Consider the following 19,644-nt stretch of genomic DNA (forward strand, 5'->3'; position numbering starts at 1 on the left):
ACAGGTTTTTTTCGGGGTGTTTTTGCGGCGTTTTGGCTGCCGTGGCGGCGGTATCCTTACGGCTTGCGTGCCGCGCTTCCGCGCTTGTGGAAAAGCGGTTTTGTAGGGTAAGAATCGGCGGCTTGGCGGGGTCGGGTTCGGGCGGACATTGTGGGACAAGCGGGGTTGGCCGATTCTCACGGCGGGGTGAAAATCTACCTCCGGTACGATTTTATTATTTAAAAAGTTACGCTTGCGCTATATCAAGACGCTGGGCGCTTGATGGGCGGCGGCTTCGCGGGTTTGTTCTAGAGATGGTGTGACGGTGGGAAAAACGGGTTCCGCTTGCTGTGCGCGATAACGTAAACATGGATAACCAACGGGTTAAGCCCCCTGCCCTTCAATCCATAATGTCGGTGCCGACGACGGGCGGCGGCACCGACATTATGGATTGAAGGGCAGGGGGCTTAACCCGTTGGGTATCCACAGACCTTAACCCTATCGAACACAAATGGGCACAGCTTAAATCCATCCGCAACCAAGCACGATGTTCCGTTGACGACCTCTTCACTGGGGCGGTTACAGGACATCTTTTTATATCGGATTAGCTATAGCCCCAATGAGCTGTTTGGCGATATAACGCCATTAAAAGCCAAGGATATTACATTAGAGTTTTTGGCTACCAAATTTGCTAAAAACAATCTGTTCTTAATCCGTGTGAAAAGCAATTTATACGGTGATGTCAGCACATCTTTCAACCTTTTTTGCACTGAGGCCAGCTATTCGGCGCAAAGTTTGAGCGGTGAAAAACATAAAGTCGGTTCAGCAACTGTTGATTCTGTAAGCTCTTCTGAACCTACAGAGCTTAGGTTAACTACATTAGATACCAAAGATGGGTTTATTAAGCAATGGTTTAATGATCATTGCGTTAAAGCTACCAATCCAGACGGCACGGTTGGTGTTCCGGCTGATTATGCCATTACGATAAGCGTCATCCATTCGGCGGTTGTTGATGATACCGCCCCTTTTGGCTATGCCGATGAAGGTCTTTTTCGTCCGGCCACTATCGAAACATCTTTAAGCCGCCGTGAAAATAGCTTGGAAGAAATTACCATGACGTTTACGCAACTTGATAGCTATAGGGGCATTTGATGGCAGGAACGTTACCACATGATGCCGACGGCTTTTTGACGGGGGATGCCGCCAATCTTAGGGATACCCGGCTACTCGAAAACATTAATGACGGGATTGCCGATATTAAGGGGTTGGTCGGTGATATTGCCCGGCAAGTCGGGATGCAGAACGCCGGACAAAACGAGGTGACGGCGCGGCCTTTGCCGTCCGGGCAGCCGTCGCCTTCTGGGCCTGTTGTTGTGCGTACCGATACGCAATTATCAGGGCCTTTGCCTAATAATGCCGTAAATATTGCCGATAATAGCCATACAAGCAACCATTTTAATAATAATTCTGGCAATGGTGAGCGGCAGGAGCCGCTACGCCGTCGGGAGGCTTTAAACCAGCCCTCTAGGCTTCGTGATGGGCAAGGCCGTTTTATTGCCAACCATCAGCCGATTGCCGAACCTATTTTAGAGCGCACCGGTGCGCCCCATGCGGACGTTTTGCCTCAAGCCGAAACTGAAACGGCAACGGGCGGGCGTAGGTCTTTGGTTGACGGTCGCCTTCGGGACGGGCAGGGGCGTTTTGTCGCCAGCAGCCGGCCCGTTGCCGAGCCTGTTTTAGGGCGTGGCCGTGCGTCCAGCGGAAAGGATGCCGATATTGCCAATGGCAAAAATAGGGATAGGCATGGCAGATTTGTATCAGGCGATGGTGGTAAGGAAACGCCCGGCGAACGTCAAACCGGACTAAATGCGGTTAGGGAAATTGCAGATGCGTTGGCGGCTAATGCCCAACTGGATGTGGAAGAAACAGACCCGCTGTTAAAGTCGGCTCAAGAGCTGAAAAATATTGCCCAGCCTGTTGTTAATATTGCAGCGGCGGTCGGCGGGGCGGCTTTAAAGGGTGTTAAGGGCGGTGCTGGGGTAGCTTCTGATGCCATTGGCGGGGCGGTTGGTGCGGCAAAGGCCTTTCCTGGGCATTTGAGTGGTGATGCCGCAGCGCGTCGGCAACAAGAAACGGGTGGTTCTACAGATGCACCAGAAACGGCAAGCCCGCCGCGTGTCCGCCGCCGTGTAAGACAGCAGACTATCGAAACCGATTTGGGCAGCTTGCAAAATGCGCCTGATGCGGTAAGGGAAGGGCGCACGGAGATAAGTGCCGAACCGTCTTTGCAAAGACGGCAACAGATGTTGTCGGCCAGTACGGTAATGCCGTCTGAGCCTGTCATTCATCCTGACCGCCGTTACCGCTATCAGCGTAGCGGACGCACCCCAGATAACGCGGTCGTTTTATTGCGCCGGGTGGTGCTGGAATTGCAGCGGGTGGGGCGTGATAACGGGGCGTTTCGGCAAGCTAGCCATCAAGCTAGCCGTACAGTGTCAGAGACTACAGGGCAGGGCAGTTATGGTAACCGTCAGAGGGCAGCTAAACCAAATCTGAAAAGACGGTTTCTTAGCTTGTTGGGCGGCACTAAGCCCGCCGCTGAGCAAAATGTTTTTGTACGGCAATTGGCCGAGCTGCAAAACGTCCATAGTGACGGCTCTACTGGAGTAAAGCACCTTAAAGCGATTGATGTTGCCTTAAACGGCACTTTTTGGGGCAAGCTGATAGGCAGTCTTGTTAAGTTGGTTTTGTTGCCCGTGACCATGCCGTTGGCGATAGCCAAGGCTATCAGCAAGAGCCGTAAGGATAGGCGCGAGGAAGCGGCCAAGGCGCGGATGCTGAAAGACATCCATGAGATTTGGGCGCACACCAAGCAAATGCGCTTAGACTTGATCGCCATCCGTAAAAAGTTGAAAGGGGACAGCGAAAACGCGGATATATCGGACGGTTCCGGCGGCGGTTTTTTGGGGATGCTGCTAGGTATTGGCGCGGCCATTGTGGCGGGTATTGTCGGTTTGGTGTCGATGGCCTTGCCGATTATCGGGGCGGCTTTGACAGGGTTGGGGGCTATTATCTTGCCCGCCTTAGGGGCCATACTCGGCGTGGTGTTTTCGCCTATCGGTTTGGCGATAGCCGCCGCTGCGGCGTTGGCGTGGGGGCTGTTTATCCAGGAAGGGCGGGCGTTTTTTGCGAAGGTCGGTTCGTATGTTATGGAAGGCTTTAACCGCGCCATTGCGTTGTTTGCCGAGACCTTCCCGGAAGCCGCCCAGTTTATCAGGGAAACGTGGGACAAGGCGGTATCGCTTTTTAATGAAGCCGGGGATGCCGCATTAAGTTTTTGGCAATGGGCAAAAGAAGAGTTTGCGCCTGTCATTAAAGCCGCCACCGACTTATGGGCGTGGTTTAAGGAAAAGTGGGATACCCTAATAACGCATGTCGGCGACATTTTTGAGGCGTTTGCCAATTTTATAAATGATCATTTCGGCATTGATATTAAAGGGGCCGCCCAAGCTGCTGCCGAAAAAGCGGGCAAAGCGGCAAGTGCCGTCGGTGATGCGTTGCAAACGGCTAAGGAATGGGTTTTAGATAAGACGGACGATGCCGCCGCTTATGTCGGGAAAAAATATAACCAAGCGGGGTTTAATGAGGTTGACCATGCCCTGAATTTTCAAGGCGGCGGGCAAATTACCGGACTTACTGACATCCAAACCCGTGCCTTGGCTGGGAACACCGCCGCGACGGAAAGCTCTGGGCAGGTTGATGCCGATAATAGGCAAGGGTATTTTGGGCAGTACCAGTTCGGTGCCGAAGCGTTGTATGAAGCCGGGTTGTTAAATTCCAGTCCCGAAAAGATCAAGGCGGCACGGGATGCGGCGGGTAAAAGTTGGTACATGAAGCGCAAAGCCGACGGCACGACGGGCGGGCATGAGGCGTTTTTGCGTAATCCGGCCAATTGGAAGATTGAGGGCGGGTTAAATACTTTCTTGCATGATAAGGTAATGCAAGACCGGGCTTTTGTTACTTATACCAATAAAAATGTAAAATCAGGGCTGCGGTCTCATGCCATAGACGGGACATCGCCGGAACTGATCGCCGCTTATGCCAGGGCCGCGAGCTTAAAGGGTTCCGGTGGGGCGGATAAGTTATTTAAGTCCGGCATTTCCTCAGCCGACGGCAACGGCACTAGCACTAAGAAAATGGCGAGGGAAGGGGCTAGGGCGATGACCGAAACGGTGGCGGCTATTGAGAAGCGGCTAGCGACACCGGGGGGCGGTGCTGCGCCTAATGCCGTGCCTGCCGCTAATCCATCTAGCCCGCCAAGTTCGGACACTGCCGCTGAACCCGCACAAGGTGGGGCGGCATTTAAAACCGTGCCGCTGAATAAGCTGAAGATAAAAAGTGCCGAGGCGACGGCTGGCGGTAAGGCTGAAGAAGGCACAATGGATTTGGCTAGGTTGATACAGGGTGAGTTTGGCGACCATGTCGGGTACTTTTCTGCGTTTAACGATACTTATCACCAAGAAAATGCCAAGGGTTCGGGGCATACCAAAGGCCTAAAGATGGACTTGGTGCTTAAGAACGCCAAAGAATCCGCCGCCATGCAGGCGAAAATTCAGCAGTTGGCCGCTGAAATTGGCGTTAAGGTGAAGGTGGATGATGAATATCTGCACCCTTCCGATAAGGCGACCGCCGGGCATTTGGATATTGGTTTTGCCAATAAAAAAGATGCGGCACTGTTTTCGGCACGGTTGAAAGAGCTGCAAGCCGTTACTGGTAAACAGGAAGATACAGCCAAAAAAGATTCTGCCATGGCGGCCCCGTTGGTGGCGGCGGCAAACAAACCGGAACCCCTGCCGGAACCTAAGCGGGAACCTAAGCAGGAGGGTACAGGTCAGCCCGCACCTGCTACACCTGCTACACCTGCTACACCTGCTACACCTGCTACACCTGCTACACCTGCTACACCTGCTACACCTGCTACACCTGCTACACCTGCTACACCTGCCGCACCTGCTACACCTGCCGCACCTGCCGCACCTGCCGCACCTGCCGCACCTGCCCAAGTGTCGCCGGAAGAATCCGCCCGGACAAACCCTGCCATGGCGGCGAATACGGATACGGTCGCTACGGCCACGGTGGCGCAAAGTGCCTTATCTGTGTACGGCTCTGCCGCCGCGCCCGCTGTGGCGTGTTGTTGCCCTACGCCGCCGCCTGCCGCCCCGGCCATTGCCCCGCCGCCAGCCATCGCCAAAGCCCCGGAGATTACCGTGCCGTTGGCGATGAACACCAATGCCAACAGCCAACAGACTGCCCAGACTACGGTGGTTAACGGTGATGTGGGGCAGGATGTGCCGGATAGGCAAATCGCCCATATCGTCAATGGCGGCATAGGCGGTACGTTGTGATTACGGGCGACGATTTGACCGCGATGGTGACATATTGGCTGGCAACGCCGCAAAACAGCCGCTTGGGTACGGGTTTCGGCAATAATGCCGCCGATTTGCTGGGCGAACCGAACAGCGAAGGTATCGCCAACGACTTTATCAAGAAAATGCTTAACGACCTGCCTATTTTACAAGTGTTGCCGTCCGGTTCGGTCAACGTTTATGCCGTGCCTAGGGGCGGTGACGGTTTAGATTTGTATGTTGACGTGAATGGCTCACTGTTTCCGATTACGAGTGGTTAAGGGCTGATATGCTGACGAAAGACGATTTTTTAGCCCAAGTTGCGCTTAATATCGACAACTATAGCTAATACAGTATAAGTTGATTGTAAAACCGTTCGCCCTGAGCTTGTCGAAGGGCTATGATGGTTCGACAGGCTCGCCACGAACGACATCATTTTATTGTGCTTTAGCTATACCCGACGGCGGCGGCGTTGTATCGGGCTAACGACCCGCGCCTGACCGTTTTGCTGGAAGGGATGGCGATACAGCTTGCTATGTTGTCCCAGCAACTTGATTTGGCTTTAGCGGAGCCGTTCGACAAGGTGCGGGATTCGACGGTCTTGGCGGCAGCCGCGATGCGCGGCATTGTCAGGAAGGCCACGCCGGGACGGGTACGGTCGGCGGTGCAAAACAGTAACCTTGTGCCTGTTACGCTGGAAGCGGGGCGGGTGGTGCTGGATTCTGACAGCAACCCGTATATCGTGACGGTACCGGCCACGTTACCAGCGGCCACGGAACCGGGCGGTGTGTTATCGCCGGGTACAGGCTTTATCGATGCCGACCAATATTATGCGCAAAACTTTACCCATACCGCCACGGCCACCGCCGATTTTTATGCCATCGCCTTGCCTGATCCTGACGACGGCACGACGCTGTACACGTTGACGGTAACGGATAACGACGACAACCCTTACGGGTACCGGAACAACTACATCAACGCTTTGCCCGGTGACAAAATTTACACGGTTGAATTTGATGATGTCGGGGTAGCCTATATCCGGTTTGGCGTGGACGGTGTGGCCGGGGTACAGGTGCAGGCGGGCGACCCGTTCAAGATTTACACGACGCGGACGGTCGGCAAGCTGGACTTAAAAGCCAACTCGCCGTTTGCCTTGGCTTCGCTAATCACGTCGGAACCGGGCGTGAATTTGGCGTTGGTGGAGTTGAGCCTTAATCAGGTGCTGTATTCCGGCGACAATCCGGCCAGCATGGCGACCTTAAGGACGTTATGCAAATATCCGGCGATTTATGACGATTCGGCGGTGTTTTTGGGCGAGTTTGAGTTTTTGGTGCGGAAAAAATACCCCGATTTGGCGTTTTTGGCGGTTTGGAATGAAGCCATTGAAGAGGCGGCACGGGGCGGCAGTTTGGATAATATCAACACGCTGTTTGTGGCCTGTTACGACACGACCGAAGAGCTGTTAAGCCAAGCCGATCCGGCCAGCCCTGTGCAACCTGATGAGGTGCTAAGCCCGACGGCGCGGCAAATTGCCATTAAAGAGCTGATTCTTGCCGCCGACGACAGCTATAAGGTCAAGCTGTACACGCCTGTTACCAGCAAGATTATTATCAATGTGACCGCGCGGGTATCGACCGCGCATAACACCGATGTGGTGGCGGCAAAGATAACACAGGCCATTTTAACGGCGTTTGGGCAAGCCGCCGGGAACCATGCGGGTAAGCCTATTCAGCGGCTGATTTACGCGCTGTTGAAGGATAAAGCCCCCGAAACCAATGCCGGAAACGCTTTTTTGGGCGTGGAGGTGGCGGAATTGGTGGGGGCGTTCCGGCCTGAGCTGTGGCGGTTCGCCAGTCCCGACAGCGTGACCGTTACGGTGACGCAAAGCAACGTGTTTGCGGGCGGCTGGGGGGCATAACATGGCTTTAGGGTTCAGCAATGGGGTGTTGCCGACGCTAAAGCCGCTGCTAAACGGCGGGGCGTTTGATGGGGCGGAAGCGGATGTGCAAGCCATTATCAGCGACCTGTTCGCGGCCAATTTGGCGGCTGACTTTTTCGATGCCAACGTGCTGGCCAACCCGCAACTGGGGTCGATAGCCTTGGTCAGGAAGGCCTTGGACGGCTTGGGGGTGTCGGTGATTAACCAGCTGTTGGACGACACGCAAATCCGGCTGATCCATAAATCGTGGGCGTGGACGCACCGGCAAAAGCGCGGCTTTTTTATGCTGCGGACGTTGCTGCAAATCATCTATAAAGAGGGCTACGCCATAGAGCCGTATTGGCATCCTAAGGCTACCGCCGACAACTACCCGAACGACGCGTTTTTATTGTCGGAAAACCCCGATATTGACATTGGCGCGGCTTTTTTGACCTCGCGGGTGCTGGTGACTATTCCCTTGGACGGCCAGCCTTATCTGGAGATTTTGCGGAAAATCGCCCTGTCTATCGTGCCGGCACGGACGGTGGTGCTGTTCCGTTCGTCGTCGCCGGAGCCGCTGCTGATTTACGGCTATGGGGCGGCGACTGTGGCACCTGACCTGCTGGTGGCGCAAAGCGGCGCGGCCACCGATGATTTCACACTTTTTTATATTGGAGAAGGCGCAGATGGCTAATCGCGGCAATTATAATGCGTCCGGCAACTTGTTTCCGGCCACGGGCGGTTCGGGTTCCGGCGGGGCTATTTTGGCGAATGACCAATGGTTCGTTTCGGTGGCCGGGACGCTGGGCGGAAATTATTGTCCGGTCGGCGCATCGGTAAGGGCATTAAACAATTCCCCCGGCCAAACGCCGGGCAGTTGGAGCATTAGCCAGCCGCAAAAGGCACGGGTGCTGTTCCGTGCCGACACGCCAAGCAATTGGGCCAGTTATGACCCGATTTTAGGCCGTGGGGAAATGGCTATAACGCTGGGAATTAACCCGCCGAAGATTAAAATCGGCGACGGTGCGGCGGCATGGTCGGATTTGACATACCTGTTCCAACCGATACCCGACACCTATACCTTTAACGCTTACAGCACTGACCATACCCTAACGGTGGGCGATGTTTGTAACGCCGCCAACGGTTTGCCGATAGTGACCATGAACAAAGCCACCGCCAACAGCGTGACCGTGCCGAACAACAGCACCGCCGCCATTGCCGTGGGCAGTGCGGTGAAAATCATCCAAATCGGTGCGGGGCAAACGGTGCTGGTGGCCGACACCGGGGTGACGCTGAACGCCACGCCGGGGCTGAAATGCCGCGACCAATACAGCTTTATTGAGTTAGTTAAGTGCGCCACCAACGCCTGGTACGTTAAGGGGGACTTGTCAGCATGAGCTTAAGCCTTGCTGTGGTTACCCATACTTGCCGGGCGTGGGGCAGGGATATTCGGCCTTGTTTGGAGTCGGTCGGGGCGGCGTTGCCGGACAAGGCCCAGCATGTCGTGATAGCGTTAGGCGAAGATAATGACGCATTTATTAACTGATGTTACGCACCCCATCCCAAAAAGAGTATCATTGACGGATGGAAAAAGAAAAAATAGAACTCTACACAGACTACCTGATCTGCAATCAAGGCTTTGCAACGGCGACGGGCTTGTCGGCGATGCCGTCGGCTAAAGCGCGGGGCAAAACGGGCGGAAGACCTAAAACTGACCCGGAAAAATTGGAAAATGCCAGAATCTTATACGAAAACTCAGACAAAACCGCTGCCGAGGTTTGTGAGATTGCGGGGGTAGGTAGACGGAAGTTTTTTTCCCACATCGCTGAAAAACGAAGCGCTTCTCGTAAAAATTAATATCGTCGACGGGATGGAAAGATAGCCGGTTGCAATTGAATTTTGCATGGCCTCTTTAGGATAGCTGCTATGTCCTATTTTTACATGTATGTCGGCTGTACCCCGTAAAAACGCGATGACTTGCAGGATGTTATTAAAATGTTGCGGGAAGAAAAATTGGAAATGCCGCTTCCGTTTGAGAACTTTAGGGAATAGGAGTTTAGCCACTAACGCAAATCGTGTAGACTCAGCCTGATGTCAAGTTTCGTTTCAATGGAGAATTGTGATGTTAGGACTCAAGACCAGTTTCATTTTATCCGTGTTAGTAATAGTTACACTCCTGGCGGGCTGTATGGTGCGTCCATATCCCGCAGATGCCGGACAAGAAGCAGATACCGGGCAGGGCAAGGAAAGTGCCGTGGCTGCCAGCACCGACCCTCTGACCATCGAAGTCATTCCCCAATTCGACCCTATCCTTGAGAAAGCCGCCCGTGAACTCTATGTTATGGTTCGGCTCAAGGCAGGCGGCGCTTCGGGAAAACAGCGGCCACCGCTGGACTTAGCCTTAGTGTTAGACCGTTCGGGGAGCATGAGCGGCCAGAAGCTGGATGACGCTAAACGGGCCGCGCTGGATTTGCTCGGACAGCTTAATGAAAAGGATAGGGTAACTTTAGTGGTTTATGACACTCTGGTGGATGTACTGGAAAAGCGGCTACCTGTAGACGCAACGGGCAGGGAGTCGTTGCGGACCCAGCTATTGAAGGTTAAGGCCCGGGATAGCACGGCTTTGGGGCCGGCCCTTTACCAAGCACTGGAAATTTTGGAGTCGGCGGAGCGGCAAGAAAAAGACATCGCCCATATCATGCTGCTCTCCGACGGCCTCGCCAATGTGGGCGAACAGCGGCCTGAGATGCTGTCCGCCCGTGCCAAACAGGGTTTTGATCGGAGTGTCAGCGTTTCGACCCTAGGTGTCGGGTTGGACTACAACGAAAGTCTCATGACCAGAGTCGCCGACGAAGGCGGCGGTGATTACCATTTCATCAAAAACAGCGACTCGATTCCAGGCATCCTCAATGAGGAGCTGGCAGGCCTGTCTGGGACATTGGCGCGTTCTGTCGTGCTGGAATTCGAACTTGATCCGGGCATCGCGGTTTCCCGAGTGTTCGGCTATGCGGCCTCGACTGAAAACCAACGGACTCGCGTTTCGGGGTTAATTAACCGTTGCGGCCTGGCAAGGCTGCATAAACTAGCGGGTGTGAATCCCGCCCAGGTAATCGCTAGCCACGAGCCTGGTATCGAGCCATGCAGGCATATCGGTAACGATGTGCTTGATGCGTAGGCACGAAAGGAAGCGAGGCGCAAAGGTAACAGGTGAAGCTGACCCTGAAGGATAAAGTCCCGAAATAACCGCATTGGATAAGGCCGATAGTTTGGTTAAGCTAGCAGGCAACAGGTGTCATAGCGTATAGGCGAGCTATGGCAACCATCCCGGGATCTCAGTCCGTATCGAGCTTTACATTGAGTTTATGCAGTAACCAGGGAGATCCAATGGTCGGCGCACAAGCGCACCTCTTGCCAAGTCTAAACAGCGAGAATAGAGGCGGAGTCCATTGGAAGTCGGAGATGCCTATAGTAGCAATGAAGTCTGGTAATTCGGATGGAGTGAAGGGGCATCGGTTTGAGATAATGGGTAATGGATACATGACCCGACACCGGGCGGACTCTGTTCATGACAACACAAATTATTCATTTCACACAGTGGGTCCGTGATAATCCACAGCGAAAATACAATTCGCTGTTAGGGATGCTGTTTGATCCCGATGGATTAAATGAGAGCTTCGAGCGCCAAGCGGCAAACAAGGCGCCCGGGGTTGATGGGATGCGCAAGGCAGACTATGGGGGCTATGGACTGCCGGAAAGGCTGAAGGATTTGTCGGCCAGAGTGCGCCGTTTAGGGTATCGGCCTAAGCCGGTGAGGCGAGTGTTTATACCCAAGTCGAACGGCGGCCGCCGCGCATTGGGAATTCCCAGCTTTGAAGACAGGATCGTACAAGATCGGACGAGTCTGATTTTGCAGGCGATCTGGGAACCGGAGTTTCGAGACTGTTCGTATGGTTTCCGTCCAGGGCGAAATGCGCACCAAGCGCTAAAACGTTTAGCGGAAATCATTACGATAGAGCGCACGCAGTGGATCGTAGAGGCAGACATTAAAGGATTCTTTGACAACGTCAGCCATGATCATTTAAGGCGTTTCTTAGCACATCGAATTTCGGATCCGAGACTGCTACGGATTATCGACCGATTCCTCAAGGCGGGGGTGCTGGAAGATGGCGTATTTAAGGCAAGTGAGCAAGGCACTCCGCAAGGCGGATTGGTTTCGCCCGTGCTTGCCAATATTTACCTGCACTATGTATTGGATATGTGGTTTGAAAAACGCTATGCGAAGACATGTCACGGTACTGCACGGTTGGTGAGGTATGCGGATGATTTTGTCGCCTGCTTCCAATGGGAAGATGATGCCAAACGATTCTTGCAAGAATTAAAGATTCGGTTGGCGCAATTTGACCTTGAGGCAGAACCAAGTAAAACAGCCATTTATCGGTTCGGACACTTGGCGCAAGCGCGTTGCAAACAGGATGGGCATCGTCGCCCACCAACCTTCAATTTCCTAGGCTTCACGCACTATGTGGGACGTAGCCGTAAAGGTAACTTTGTGGTGAGTCATAAGACACAGCGTGAGCGCATTCAGAAGAAACTTATAGAACTGAATGTTCGTTTGGCTAGTTTGAGGGTTCAGGGTGGTAAGGCTATGATGGAATATGCCTATCGTCATCTTCAAGGCCATATCCAGTATTTTGGGGTCAGTGGAAACAGCAGGAGCTTGCGTCAATATCGGTATCAAGTACAACGGCTCCTGTTTAAGTGGCTGAATCGTCGAAGCCAACGCCGAAGTTTTACTTGGCAGCAGGTTGGCGAGGCTATAAATCACTATCTTCCTCGAACATGTATTGTTCGCAACCTTTACCCGTCACCATGGTGGATGACTCAAGCTGGGAGCCGGATGGTGTAACACTCCAAGTCCGGTTCTGCGAGGGCGGTAGCGCGTATCATGAAAATGAGATCGCTGCCGCTACTCTCCAAAAGAACGGTTTGTCCTGAGGCGCCCCTGAAGCCCTTGGTATCAGTGGCTTACAGACGAAATACCGATTTTAAAACAGGCAATAAAATTATTTGTAACACATTGAATATTAAGAACATCGATTCTGTTTTAAAATTCATGTTCGGATGAACCTGCCGCTGCTTCATTTCCTCTATGGCTGAAACATTCACACGTCAGCTTTTTTTCTGGCAGCCAGGATTCTGTAGACGGTAGCCTCACCGATATTGGGGTACGACAACGATTCCTTAATTTTGAGGCCATAAAATTTTAAGCCTATTGCAATTCATGGCGTTGTAAATGTTACGTCCATTTTCTTGAAAGTTGTGCAACGAAACTCAACTCCATTTTCATGTTTGGTACTTTGATTTCGTATATGAATTTTATGGTATGAAAAATGGCTTTAAATCTGCCAAAATCTGGTTTTTTTGGCCTATAAGCTTCAGTACCAAAAATACGTTCGTTTTTTTGATCATGGTAAATAGGCTATACCCATAAAATACATATCTTGCGGTCGATGATCTGCCCGATTTTCATTTGCGGATAATTTGAGCTCAAGCCAATGGAATGCAAGCCGGAGTCGATAAATGCGAGCCCGCCCGATTTCAATTGCAAGCCGTTACACTTAGGAGGATCATCCGGCTATCAATAAAATCCTCTATAATGGACTTTAATAAATGAAAGCCTACCTTAACCAATAAACTCTATTATGGTAGTTTTTAATTGACACGATCAGGCATTGCCTCTATAAATCCAGTATTGGAGGTTTATATGAAGCGTGTCATCCCTACGGCCTTTCCTGCCGACCCTTGTCTTGACAACCCGGCCACCTTGGGTGCGGCGATCCGTGCCGCCCGCACCCAAGCGGGTATGCGCCAAGTCGATGCGGCCTTAAGCATTGGTGTTGCCTTGCAGACTTTGATTGATATTGAAACCGGCCAACCAGGAGTCAGTATCGGTAAAATCCTGCAAGTGGCGCAAGGCTTGGGCGTGTCGCTGTTCGTCTTGCCGCCGTCACAACGCGATAATGCCCGTCGGCGTTTGGCTGACCTGACCCAGCCGCCACTATGAAGCTGGATGTGACAGTCAACGGGGATTTGCTCGGTTGGCTCAGCCTAGACAGCGCTAGCGGCCTGTTTGCTTTTGCTTATGCACCGGATTGGCTGGCAAAAGACATCCGCTTCCCGTTAAGCCCGGCCTTGCCTTTAGATGCCGGAGCGATCCCACTCGAACAACACAGCGCTACTGTCCGGCAGTTTTTCCAGAATTTGTTGCCGGAAGGCCAGGCACTGGATGATGCGGCGCAAGCCAACAAAGTGTCGAAATCCAATCTGATGGGTTTGCTGATCGCCTTGGGGCAAGAAACCGCCGGGGCGTTGTCGCTCAGCTTGGCTGATCCGCCATTGCTCGCCCACCGGGAAACCACAAAACGCTTGCTCAGCCGGGATGAATTGTCCGAACGCATCCGCTCCCGCCCGCAAGAGGCGTTCACGGTCTGGGACGGCAAAGTCCGGCTGTCGATTGCCGGACACCAGGACAAGATTGCCGTGCTGGAAGAAAACCAGTGCTGGTATCTGGTCGACGGCGACCGCTTGGCTTCTACCCATATCCTCAAACCCGAACCACTACGCACCCGCCTGCAAGGCATGACCAGCAATGAACTGGCTTGTATGCGGCTGGCTCAGACCGTGGGTTTGCCAACGGCGGACATCCGCTTGGAATGGCTACCCGAACCTGTGGTGCTAATCTGCCGCTTTGACCGGATCAGCAAAGCCGATGGCGTGCAGCGGCTCCACTGCATAGATAGTTGCCAAGCCTTAGGGTTCGGTGTCAGCATGAAATATGAGCGCCCTTATGGCGATAGTCGGGATGTGCAACATCTGCGCGATGGCGCGTCTTTGCCCAAGTTGTTTGCCTTATTGACCCACGCCAGTTCAAAACCCGCCATCGACCGCTTGGCCTTGTTGCATTGGGCGATCTTCCAGGTTTTGATAGGCAATACCGATGCCCATGGCAAAAACCTGTCGTTCTTTATGGACGCAGGCGGCTTGAGCTTGGCGCCGGCCTATGATTTAGTGTGTTGTTTGCTCTATGCCGGAGACGGCATTTCCGATACCTTGGCGATGGCTATTGGCGACAATTTTAACCCTACCACATTGACGGCGTATGACTGGGCGTTGATGGCCTACGAATGCCAGCTCAATCCCAAACTGGTCAGCCGTGAATTAAAACAACTGGCGGACAACATTTGCAGCGTCTGGCCGAGGTTGCAGAACGATCTATTGGAATCCGGGGCCAATCCATCTGTGTTGGAGGGGATAGGGGATATTATTTTGCAGCAATGCGGTAATGCACAAAAGCTTGTGGCTGAAATCCCGAAAGTTTCTCGTGACTTGCTGAAGTGAAAAAAGGCGGCGCGAGGGGTTTTCATGCTGATGGCGGCCTGGACGAACGTTCTGTTCAGTTTGCAAATTCCGTTACGATACTGGAATGTAAAATAGTCAAATCAGCCAATTTGGGAATTGGTAAACGTTGGGTAGCTGAATGTTTCAGAACGGCCAGGAGCAGGCGGTCGTGGCCGACGGCTTTCGAGTAGGCTGCTTGGCAGACCCCATTTTTACCTACTGCGCCAGTTAGCGATTTAGCTGAATAATCAGGGAGACCATGAACATGAAAAATGAAATAGCGATAGACAAAAATGCAGTCGCCCGTGCAGTCCGTATGCCCCTTCAGGCCTACTAGACCGACCGTAAGGATTCGTGCGTAGATTGATAGTAGTGGCCTGCAACCCGCATCCCGCCTACAATCCTGCCGTTTTAACCGCACTATGTAGTCCGAAACCGAACGGTTTCGGACAGGCCTTTTTGTGGTGTACGAAAGTAGGCTAAATGTATTTCGTACACCTGCTATAGTTCGTACATCCCTTTCGGACAGATTGAATTGGTCTTTTGTTTAGACCTAATACTGCTCAACTATCAATTTACGCACGAATCCTTACGGTAGGCCAAATATGGCGATGTAAACAGCGCATGTTATGGACTTTTGCCGCATGAATTGTTTAAGCAAGTGAAGAGAAAGCTTGATGATGTCATAACCAGACGGTTGATAAAGCTTGTTCCGAGAACCGAATAAAGCTTATTTTTCTAACCACCTGTAAAGCGTCCGCTGTGAAACGCCTAGGGATTTTTCCACAATGTCGTGGTGTCCGCCTTGCTCTATAAGTTTGCGGGCATGGGCGATTTGTTGGGGATAATTAACCGTTGCGGCCTGGCAAGGCTGCATAAACTAGCGGGTGTGAATCCCGCCCAGGTAATCGCTAGCCACGAGCCTGGTATCGAGCCATGCAGGCATATCGGTAACGATGTGCTTGATGCGTAGGCACGAAAGGAAGCGAGGCGCAAAGGTAACAGGTGAAGCTGACCCTGAAGGATAAAGTCCCGAAATAACCGCATTGGATAAGGCCGATAGTTTGGTTAAGCTAGCAGGCAACAGGTGTCATAGCGTATAGGCGAGCTATGGCAACCATCCCGGGATCTCAGTCCGTATCGAGCTTTACATTGAGTTTATGCAGTAACCAGGGAGATCCAATGGTCGGCGCACAAGCGCACCTCTTGCCAAGTCTAAACAGCGAGAATAGAGGCGGAGTCCATTGGAAGTCGGAGATGCCTATAGTAGCAATGAAGTCTGGTAATTCGGATGGAGTGAAGGGGCATCGGTTTGAGATAATGGGTAATGGATACATGACCCGACACCGGGCGGACTCTGTTCATGACAACACAAATTATTCATTTCACACAGTGGGTCCGTGATAATCCACAGCGAAAATACAATTCGCTGTTAGGGATGCTGTTTGATCCCGATGGATTAAATGAGAGCTTCGAGCGCCAAGCGGCAAACAAGGCGCCCGGGGTTGATGGGATGCGCAAGGCAGACTATGGGGGCTATGGACTGCCGGAAAGGCTGAAGGATTTGTCGGCCAGAGTGCGCCGTTTAGGGTATCGGCCTAAGCCGGTGAGGCGAGTGTTTATACCCAAGTCGAACGGCGGCCGCCGCGCATTGGGAATTCCCAGCTTTGAAGACAGGATCGTACAAGATCGGACGAGTCTGATTTTGCAGGCGATCTGGGAACCGGAGTTTCGAGACTGTTCGTATGGTTTCCGTCCAGGGCGAAATGCGCACCAAGCGCTAAAACGTTTAGCGGAAATCATTACGATAGAGCGCACGCAGTGGATCGTAGAGGCAGACATTAAAGGATTCTTTGACAACGTCAGCCATGATCATTTAAGGCGTTTCTTAGCACATCGAATTTCGGATCCGAGACTGCTACGGATTATCGACCGATTCCTCAAGGCGGGGGTGCTGGAAGATGGCGTATTTAAGGCAAGTGAGCAAGGCACTCCGCAAGGCGGATTGGTTTCGCCCGTGCTTGCCAATATTTACCTGCACTATGTATTGGATATGTGGTTTGAAAAACGCTATGCGAAGACATGTCACGGTACTGCACGGTTGGTGAGGTATGCGGATGATTTTGTCGCCTGCTTCCAATGGGAAGATGATGCCAAACGATTCTTGCAAGAATTAAAGATTCGGTTGGCGCAATTTGACCTTGAGGCAGAACCAAGTAAAACAGCCATTTATCGGTTCGGACACTTGGCGCAAGCGCGTTGCAAACAGGATGGGCATCGTCGCCCACCAACCTTCAATTTCCTAGGCTTCACGCACTATGTGGGACGTAGCCGTAAAGGTAACTTTGTGGTGAGTCATAAGACACAGCGTGAGCGCATTCAGAAGAAACTTATAGGAACTGAATGTTCGTTTGGCTAGTTTGAGGGTTCAGGGTGGTAAGGCTATGATGGAATATGCCTATCGTCATCTTCAAGGTAAACGTCTAGCCAATCCACCTAGGCAAACCTGATACGAACTGTCATCCTTGCCCTTTTGTATGGGGAATAACGATGGCATCATCAAAGAAGTGGATTGGGCATATTGAAGCATGGCAGGCCAGCGCGGCATTTTCCAACACGGTTGGTCTTTGATTGTCGCCGCCTTGCTGAACCACCAACTCCTGCCCGTCAAACCGGGGCGGCCTGAGGCATGGCCCGGTTTGACGGAAATCAACGGCGTGACTTTGGCTGTTTACGCAGAAGGGGGTGGAGGGTAAGAAAACCTACACTTGTAAAGGCAGGGGGAGGGGCTTTTTCCCCTTGATTTCCGTCTATACTGTGAACGGCCAGGTTTTCGGCTTTTACAATTCACCGTAGGGTACGCTATGCGTACCTTTTGCACTTGGCCGTTTGAGGTATATATGACGGAGAAGGCATAAGCTCCCTCCCCTGCGAAAAGGAGCCCTTCGGCTTCGCTCAGGAAGGGTGGGATTTAACACGCAGAGATGTAATGGAGAGCCTATTTAATTTTATGCCCGTTCCTTAGCGTCTGCTAACAATTGCCGATAACATATTTTGACCCTATTCTTATCAGTGCCACAAGCCGCCGCGCTTGCCTGATACCCACCACAACCCCACATAGGTATACTGTGAAAAACAAACCCACCAGCCCTGGCCAACGCCCGCGCCCATCCGTACGGCCCGCGCCCGCCGCCACCAAACCCAGCGCCGATAGGCCCAGTGCCAAGCCCAGCCACAAACCGGCGGCAAAAGCCCCTCCGCACCCCGAATCCGGCGAGCGGGTGCAAAAAATCCTCGCGCGGGGTGGGGTCGCTTCACGCCGTGAAATTGAAAAATGGATTGCCGAAGGCCGCCTAAAAATCAATGGCATCACCGCCACTTTAGGTACGCGCCTGCATACCGGCGACCATTTGCAGATTAATGACCGGGTGATTAACTGGGAAAAATTCGCCGAACAACCCACCCGCGTACTGCTTTACCATAAGCCGACTGGTGAAGTCGTCACCCGCCGCGACCCCGAAGGCCGCCCCATCGTGTTCCGCCGCTTGCCGCAATTGGCGACCGGGCGGTGGATTGCCGTCGGGCGCTTGGACATTAATACCTCCGGCTTGCTACTGCTGACCAATAACGGCGAACTCGCCAACCGCCTGATGCACCCGTCTACCGAAGTCGAACGCGAATACGCTGTGCGTATCTTAGGCCACGTTTCCGATGCCACCTTAGCGACCCTGCAAGAAGGTGTGCAATTGGAAGACGGCTTGGCTAAGTTTGACCAAATCTACTTTAGCGGCGGTGAAGGGGCCAATAAATGGTATAACGTCATCGTTACCGAAGGCCGTAACCGCTTGGTCAGGCGCTTATGGGAATCGCAAAACGTCGTGGTCAGCCGCCTGATGCGTGTCCGTTACGGGCCGGTGGTATTGCCCGACTCCCTGCGCACGGGCGCGGTGTATGAGATTAACGAAAAAGAACAACAATTATTGTTTGAGTTTGCCGGCTTGGCTAAGGCGGCAGAGTAAGGGATTGGAAGTCGGTCGGACACGCTTTTCTGCCCGACCTAAGGCCTAAAAGCCTGTACACGTTTTTAGTTCTTAGGCCTTTGCACTCCAAACCCAACCGCTTTGCCGCTTGTCTCTGGCCCCACTTTCACCGCCCCCGTTATGAACCCTATCCTCGAACAAGTTGTCGTTTTAATCTCTTCGCTGATTGCCAACACCTTTTCTGCCTTGGCGGGCGGCGGGGCGGGGCTGATCCAATTTCCGGTGCTGATTTTTTTAGGCCTGCCGTTTAGCGTCGCCCTTGCCACCCATAAAATCGCCTCGGTCGCCTTAGGTGTGGGCGGCACAGTGCGCTATATGAAAGAAGACCTGGTGGAAAAAAATTTCGCTGTGTTTATGTTTGTGGTCGGCATCCCCGCCGTTATCCTCGGCTCCTGCGCGGTGGTTAACATCCCCGAAGCCCCTGCCAAACTGGCCTTGGCGCTACTGACCATCGGCTTGGGCGTGTATTCTTACCTGCAAAAGCAACTCGGCCAACACTACGCGCCTAACCACCGCGACTGTCACGGCTTTATCGTCGGTGGCGGGCTGTTATTCGTGGTCGGCTTTTTAAACGGCTCCATCGCCTCCGGCACCGGGCTGTTCGCCACCCTGATTCTGGTGCGCTGGTTCGGTATGGACTATAAGCGCGCCTTGGCCTATACCCTTATCATTGTCGGTATGTTTTGGAACGGTGCGGGTGCGGTGGTGTTGGCGCTGATCTCGGACGTGCAATGGAGTTGGATTCCGGTACTGCTGCTCGGCTCGTTTGTCGGCGGTTACTTGGGCTCGCATCTGGCGATTTTAAAAGGCAACAAATGGATTAAACGCAGCTTTGAAATTGTCACGGTGTTGGTGGGGTTAAAGTTGTTGCTGGGGTGATTAGCAGTCTGTCCTTCTTATGCAC

The 19,644-nt window shown here is 52.9% G+C and carries 17 protein-coding genes; all 17 read left to right on the top strand.

Going from position 1 to position 19,644, the window contains the following annotated elements; all coding sequences use genetic code 11:
- Positions 1-534 precede the first annotated feature (534 nt).
- The 17 genes from CEK71_RS20995 (at position 535) to CEK71_RS21070 (ending at position 19,619) form a co-directional block, all read left to right on the top strand.
- Positions 535-1,131 carry a hypothetical protein gene (locus CEK71_RS20995; protein ID WP_088621211.1) on the top strand — a complete coding sequence of 199 codons (597 nt, stop codon included), beginning with the start codon at positions 535-537 and terminating at the stop codon, positions 1,129-1,131.
- The gene (locus CEK71_RS23780) at positions 1,131-5,384 is read left to right on the top strand and encodes a hypothetical protein (protein ID WP_157679513.1); all 4,254 of its coding nucleotides are present in this window, start codon (positions 1,131-1,133) and stop codon (positions 5,382-5,384) included. The genes CEK71_RS20995 and CEK71_RS23780 overlap by 1 nt, the downstream gene beginning before the upstream one ends.
- Positions 5,381-5,665, top strand: a complete 285-nt coding sequence (locus CEK71_RS21005) for a hypothetical protein (RefSeq protein ID WP_088621212.1) — start codon at positions 5,381-5,383, stop codon at positions 5,663-5,665. Before CEK71_RS23780 ends, CEK71_RS21005 begins: the two co-directional genes overlap by 4 nt.
- A 191-nt stretch (positions 5,666-5,856) precedes the next feature.
- Positions 5,857-7,302 (top strand): hypothetical protein, encoded by a 1,446-nt coding sequence (locus CEK71_RS21010; RefSeq protein WP_088621213.1) that lies wholly within the window; start codon positions 5,857-5,859, stop codon positions 7,300-7,302.
- Position 7,303: 1 nt separating this feature from the next.
- Positions 7,304-7,996 carry a hypothetical protein gene (locus tag CEK71_RS21015; RefSeq protein ID WP_088621214.1) on the top strand — a complete coding sequence of 231 codons (693 nt, stop codon included), beginning with the start codon at positions 7,304-7,306 and terminating at the stop codon, positions 7,994-7,996.
- Positions 7,989-8,699 carry a hypothetical protein gene (locus tag CEK71_RS21020; protein ID WP_088621215.1) on the top strand — a complete coding sequence of 237 codons (711 nt, stop codon included), beginning with the start codon at positions 7,989-7,991 and terminating at the stop codon, positions 8,697-8,699. The genes CEK71_RS21015 and CEK71_RS21020 overlap by 8 nt, the downstream gene beginning before the upstream one ends.
- Positions 8,696-8,848 (top strand): hypothetical protein, encoded by a 153-nt coding sequence (locus CEK71_RS22940; protein WP_157679515.1) that lies wholly within the window; start codon positions 8,696-8,698, stop codon positions 8,846-8,848. The genes CEK71_RS21020 and CEK71_RS22940 overlap by 4 nt, the downstream gene beginning before the upstream one ends.
- Before the next feature lie 38 nt (positions 8,849-8,886).
- Positions 8,887-9,159 (top strand): hypothetical protein, encoded by a 273-nt coding sequence (locus CEK71_RS21025; protein WP_198328365.1) that lies wholly within the window; start codon positions 8,887-8,889, stop codon positions 9,157-9,159.
- A 120-nt stretch (positions 9,160-9,279) separates the two neighbouring features.
- Complete coding sequence (locus CEK71_RS21030; protein WP_269766624.1) at positions 9,280-9,354, top strand: hypothetical protein; 75 nt, start codon at positions 9,280-9,282, stop codon at positions 9,352-9,354.
- Between the two features lie 136 nt (positions 9,355-9,490).
- Complete coding sequence (locus tag CEK71_RS21035) at positions 9,491-10,477, top strand: vWA domain-containing protein (RefSeq protein ID WP_157679517.1); 987 nt, start codon at positions 9,491-9,493, stop codon at positions 10,475-10,477.
- A gap of 390 nt (positions 10,478-10,867) precedes the next feature.
- Entirely contained in the window at positions 10,868-12,208 is a 1,341-nt protein-coding gene (gene ltrA / locus CEK71_RS21040; RefSeq protein WP_088621217.1) for a group II intron reverse transcriptase/maturase, read from the top strand.
- Between the two features lie 858 nt (positions 12,209-13,066).
- A complete protein-coding gene (locus tag CEK71_RS21045; protein WP_019866506.1) occupies positions 13,067-13,366 on the top strand; it encodes a helix-turn-helix transcriptional regulator in 300 nt (99 codons plus the stop codon).
- Positions 13,363-14,700, top strand: a complete 1,338-nt coding sequence (locus CEK71_RS21050; RefSeq protein ID WP_088621218.1) for a HipA domain-containing protein — start codon at positions 13,363-13,365, stop codon at positions 14,698-14,700. The genes CEK71_RS21045 and CEK71_RS21050 overlap by 4 nt, the downstream gene beginning before the upstream one ends.
- A 1,363-nt stretch (positions 14,701-16,063) precedes the next feature.
- Positions 16,064-17,119: a group II intron reverse transcriptase/maturase gene (gene ltrA, locus CEK71_RS21060; RefSeq protein WP_232463709.1), complete on the top strand. Its 1,056-nt coding sequence runs from the start codon at positions 16,064-16,066 to the stop codon at positions 17,117-17,119.
- A gap of 169 nt (positions 17,120-17,288) precedes the next feature.
- Complete coding sequence (locus CEK71_RS22945; protein WP_157679519.1) at positions 17,289-17,456, top strand: hypothetical protein; 168 nt, start codon at positions 17,289-17,291, stop codon at positions 17,454-17,456.
- A gap of 372 nt (positions 17,457-17,828) precedes the next feature.
- Positions 17,829-18,719, top strand: a complete 891-nt coding sequence (rluB, locus tag CEK71_RS21065; RefSeq protein WP_088621220.1) for a 23S rRNA pseudouridine(2605) synthase RluB — start codon at positions 17,829-17,831, stop codon at positions 18,717-18,719.
- A gap of 141 nt (positions 18,720-18,860) precedes the next feature.
- On the top strand, positions 18,861-19,619 hold the full coding sequence (locus CEK71_RS21070; RefSeq protein WP_088621221.1) for a sulfite exporter TauE/SafE family protein: 759 nt from the start codon (positions 18,861-18,863) through the stop codon (positions 19,617-19,619).
- Positions 19,620-19,644: the final 25 nt, after the last annotated feature.

This window comes from Methylovulum psychrotolerans (assembly GCF_002209385.1).
In the GTDB taxonomy this organism is placed as follows: domain Bacteria; phylum Pseudomonadota; class Gammaproteobacteria; order Methylococcales; family Methylomonadaceae; genus Methylovulum; species Methylovulum psychrotolerans.

Coding starts and splice junctions, on each gene's coding strand:
- CEK71_RS22945 (WP_157679519.1), top strand. CDS start 17,289: ATGGCAGGCCAGCGCGGCATTTTCCAACACGGTTGGTCTTTGATTGTC.
- CEK71_RS21050 (WP_088621218.1), top strand. CDS start 13,363: ATGAAGCTGGATGTGACAGTCAACGGGGATTTGCTCGGTTGGCTCAGC.
- ltrA (WP_088621217.1), top strand. CDS start 10,868: ATGACAACACAAATTATTCATTTCACACAGTGGGTCCGTGATAATCCA.
- CEK71_RS21045 (WP_019866506.1), top strand. CDS start 13,067: ATGAAGCGTGTCATCCCTACGGCCTTTCCTGCCGACCCTTGTCTTGAC.
- CEK71_RS21020 (WP_088621215.1), top strand. CDS start 7,989: ATGGCTAATCGCGGCAATTATAATGCGTCCGGCAACTTGTTTCCGGCC.
- CEK71_RS23780 (WP_157679513.1), top strand. CDS start 1,131: ATGGCAGGAACGTTACCACATGATGCCGACGGCTTTTTGACGGGGGAT.
- CEK71_RS21015 (WP_088621214.1), top strand. CDS start 7,304: ATGGCTTTAGGGTTCAGCAATGGGGTGTTGCCGACGCTAAAGCCGCTG.
- CEK71_RS21025 (WP_198328365.1), top strand. CDS start 8,887: ATGGAAAAAGAAAAAATAGAACTCTACACAGACTACCTGATCTGCAAT.
- CEK71_RS21035 (WP_157679517.1), top strand. CDS start 9,491: ATGGTGCGTCCATATCCCGCAGATGCCGGACAAGAAGCAGATACCGGG.
- CEK71_RS21070 (WP_088621221.1), top strand. CDS start 18,861: ATGAACCCTATCCTCGAACAAGTTGTCGTTTTAATCTCTTCGCTGATT.
- ltrA (WP_232463709.1), top strand. CDS start 16,064: ATGACAACACAAATTATTCATTTCACACAGTGGGTCCGTGATAATCCA.
- CEK71_RS22940 (WP_157679515.1), top strand. CDS start 8,696: ATGAGCTTAAGCCTTGCTGTGGTTACCCATACTTGCCGGGCGTGGGGC.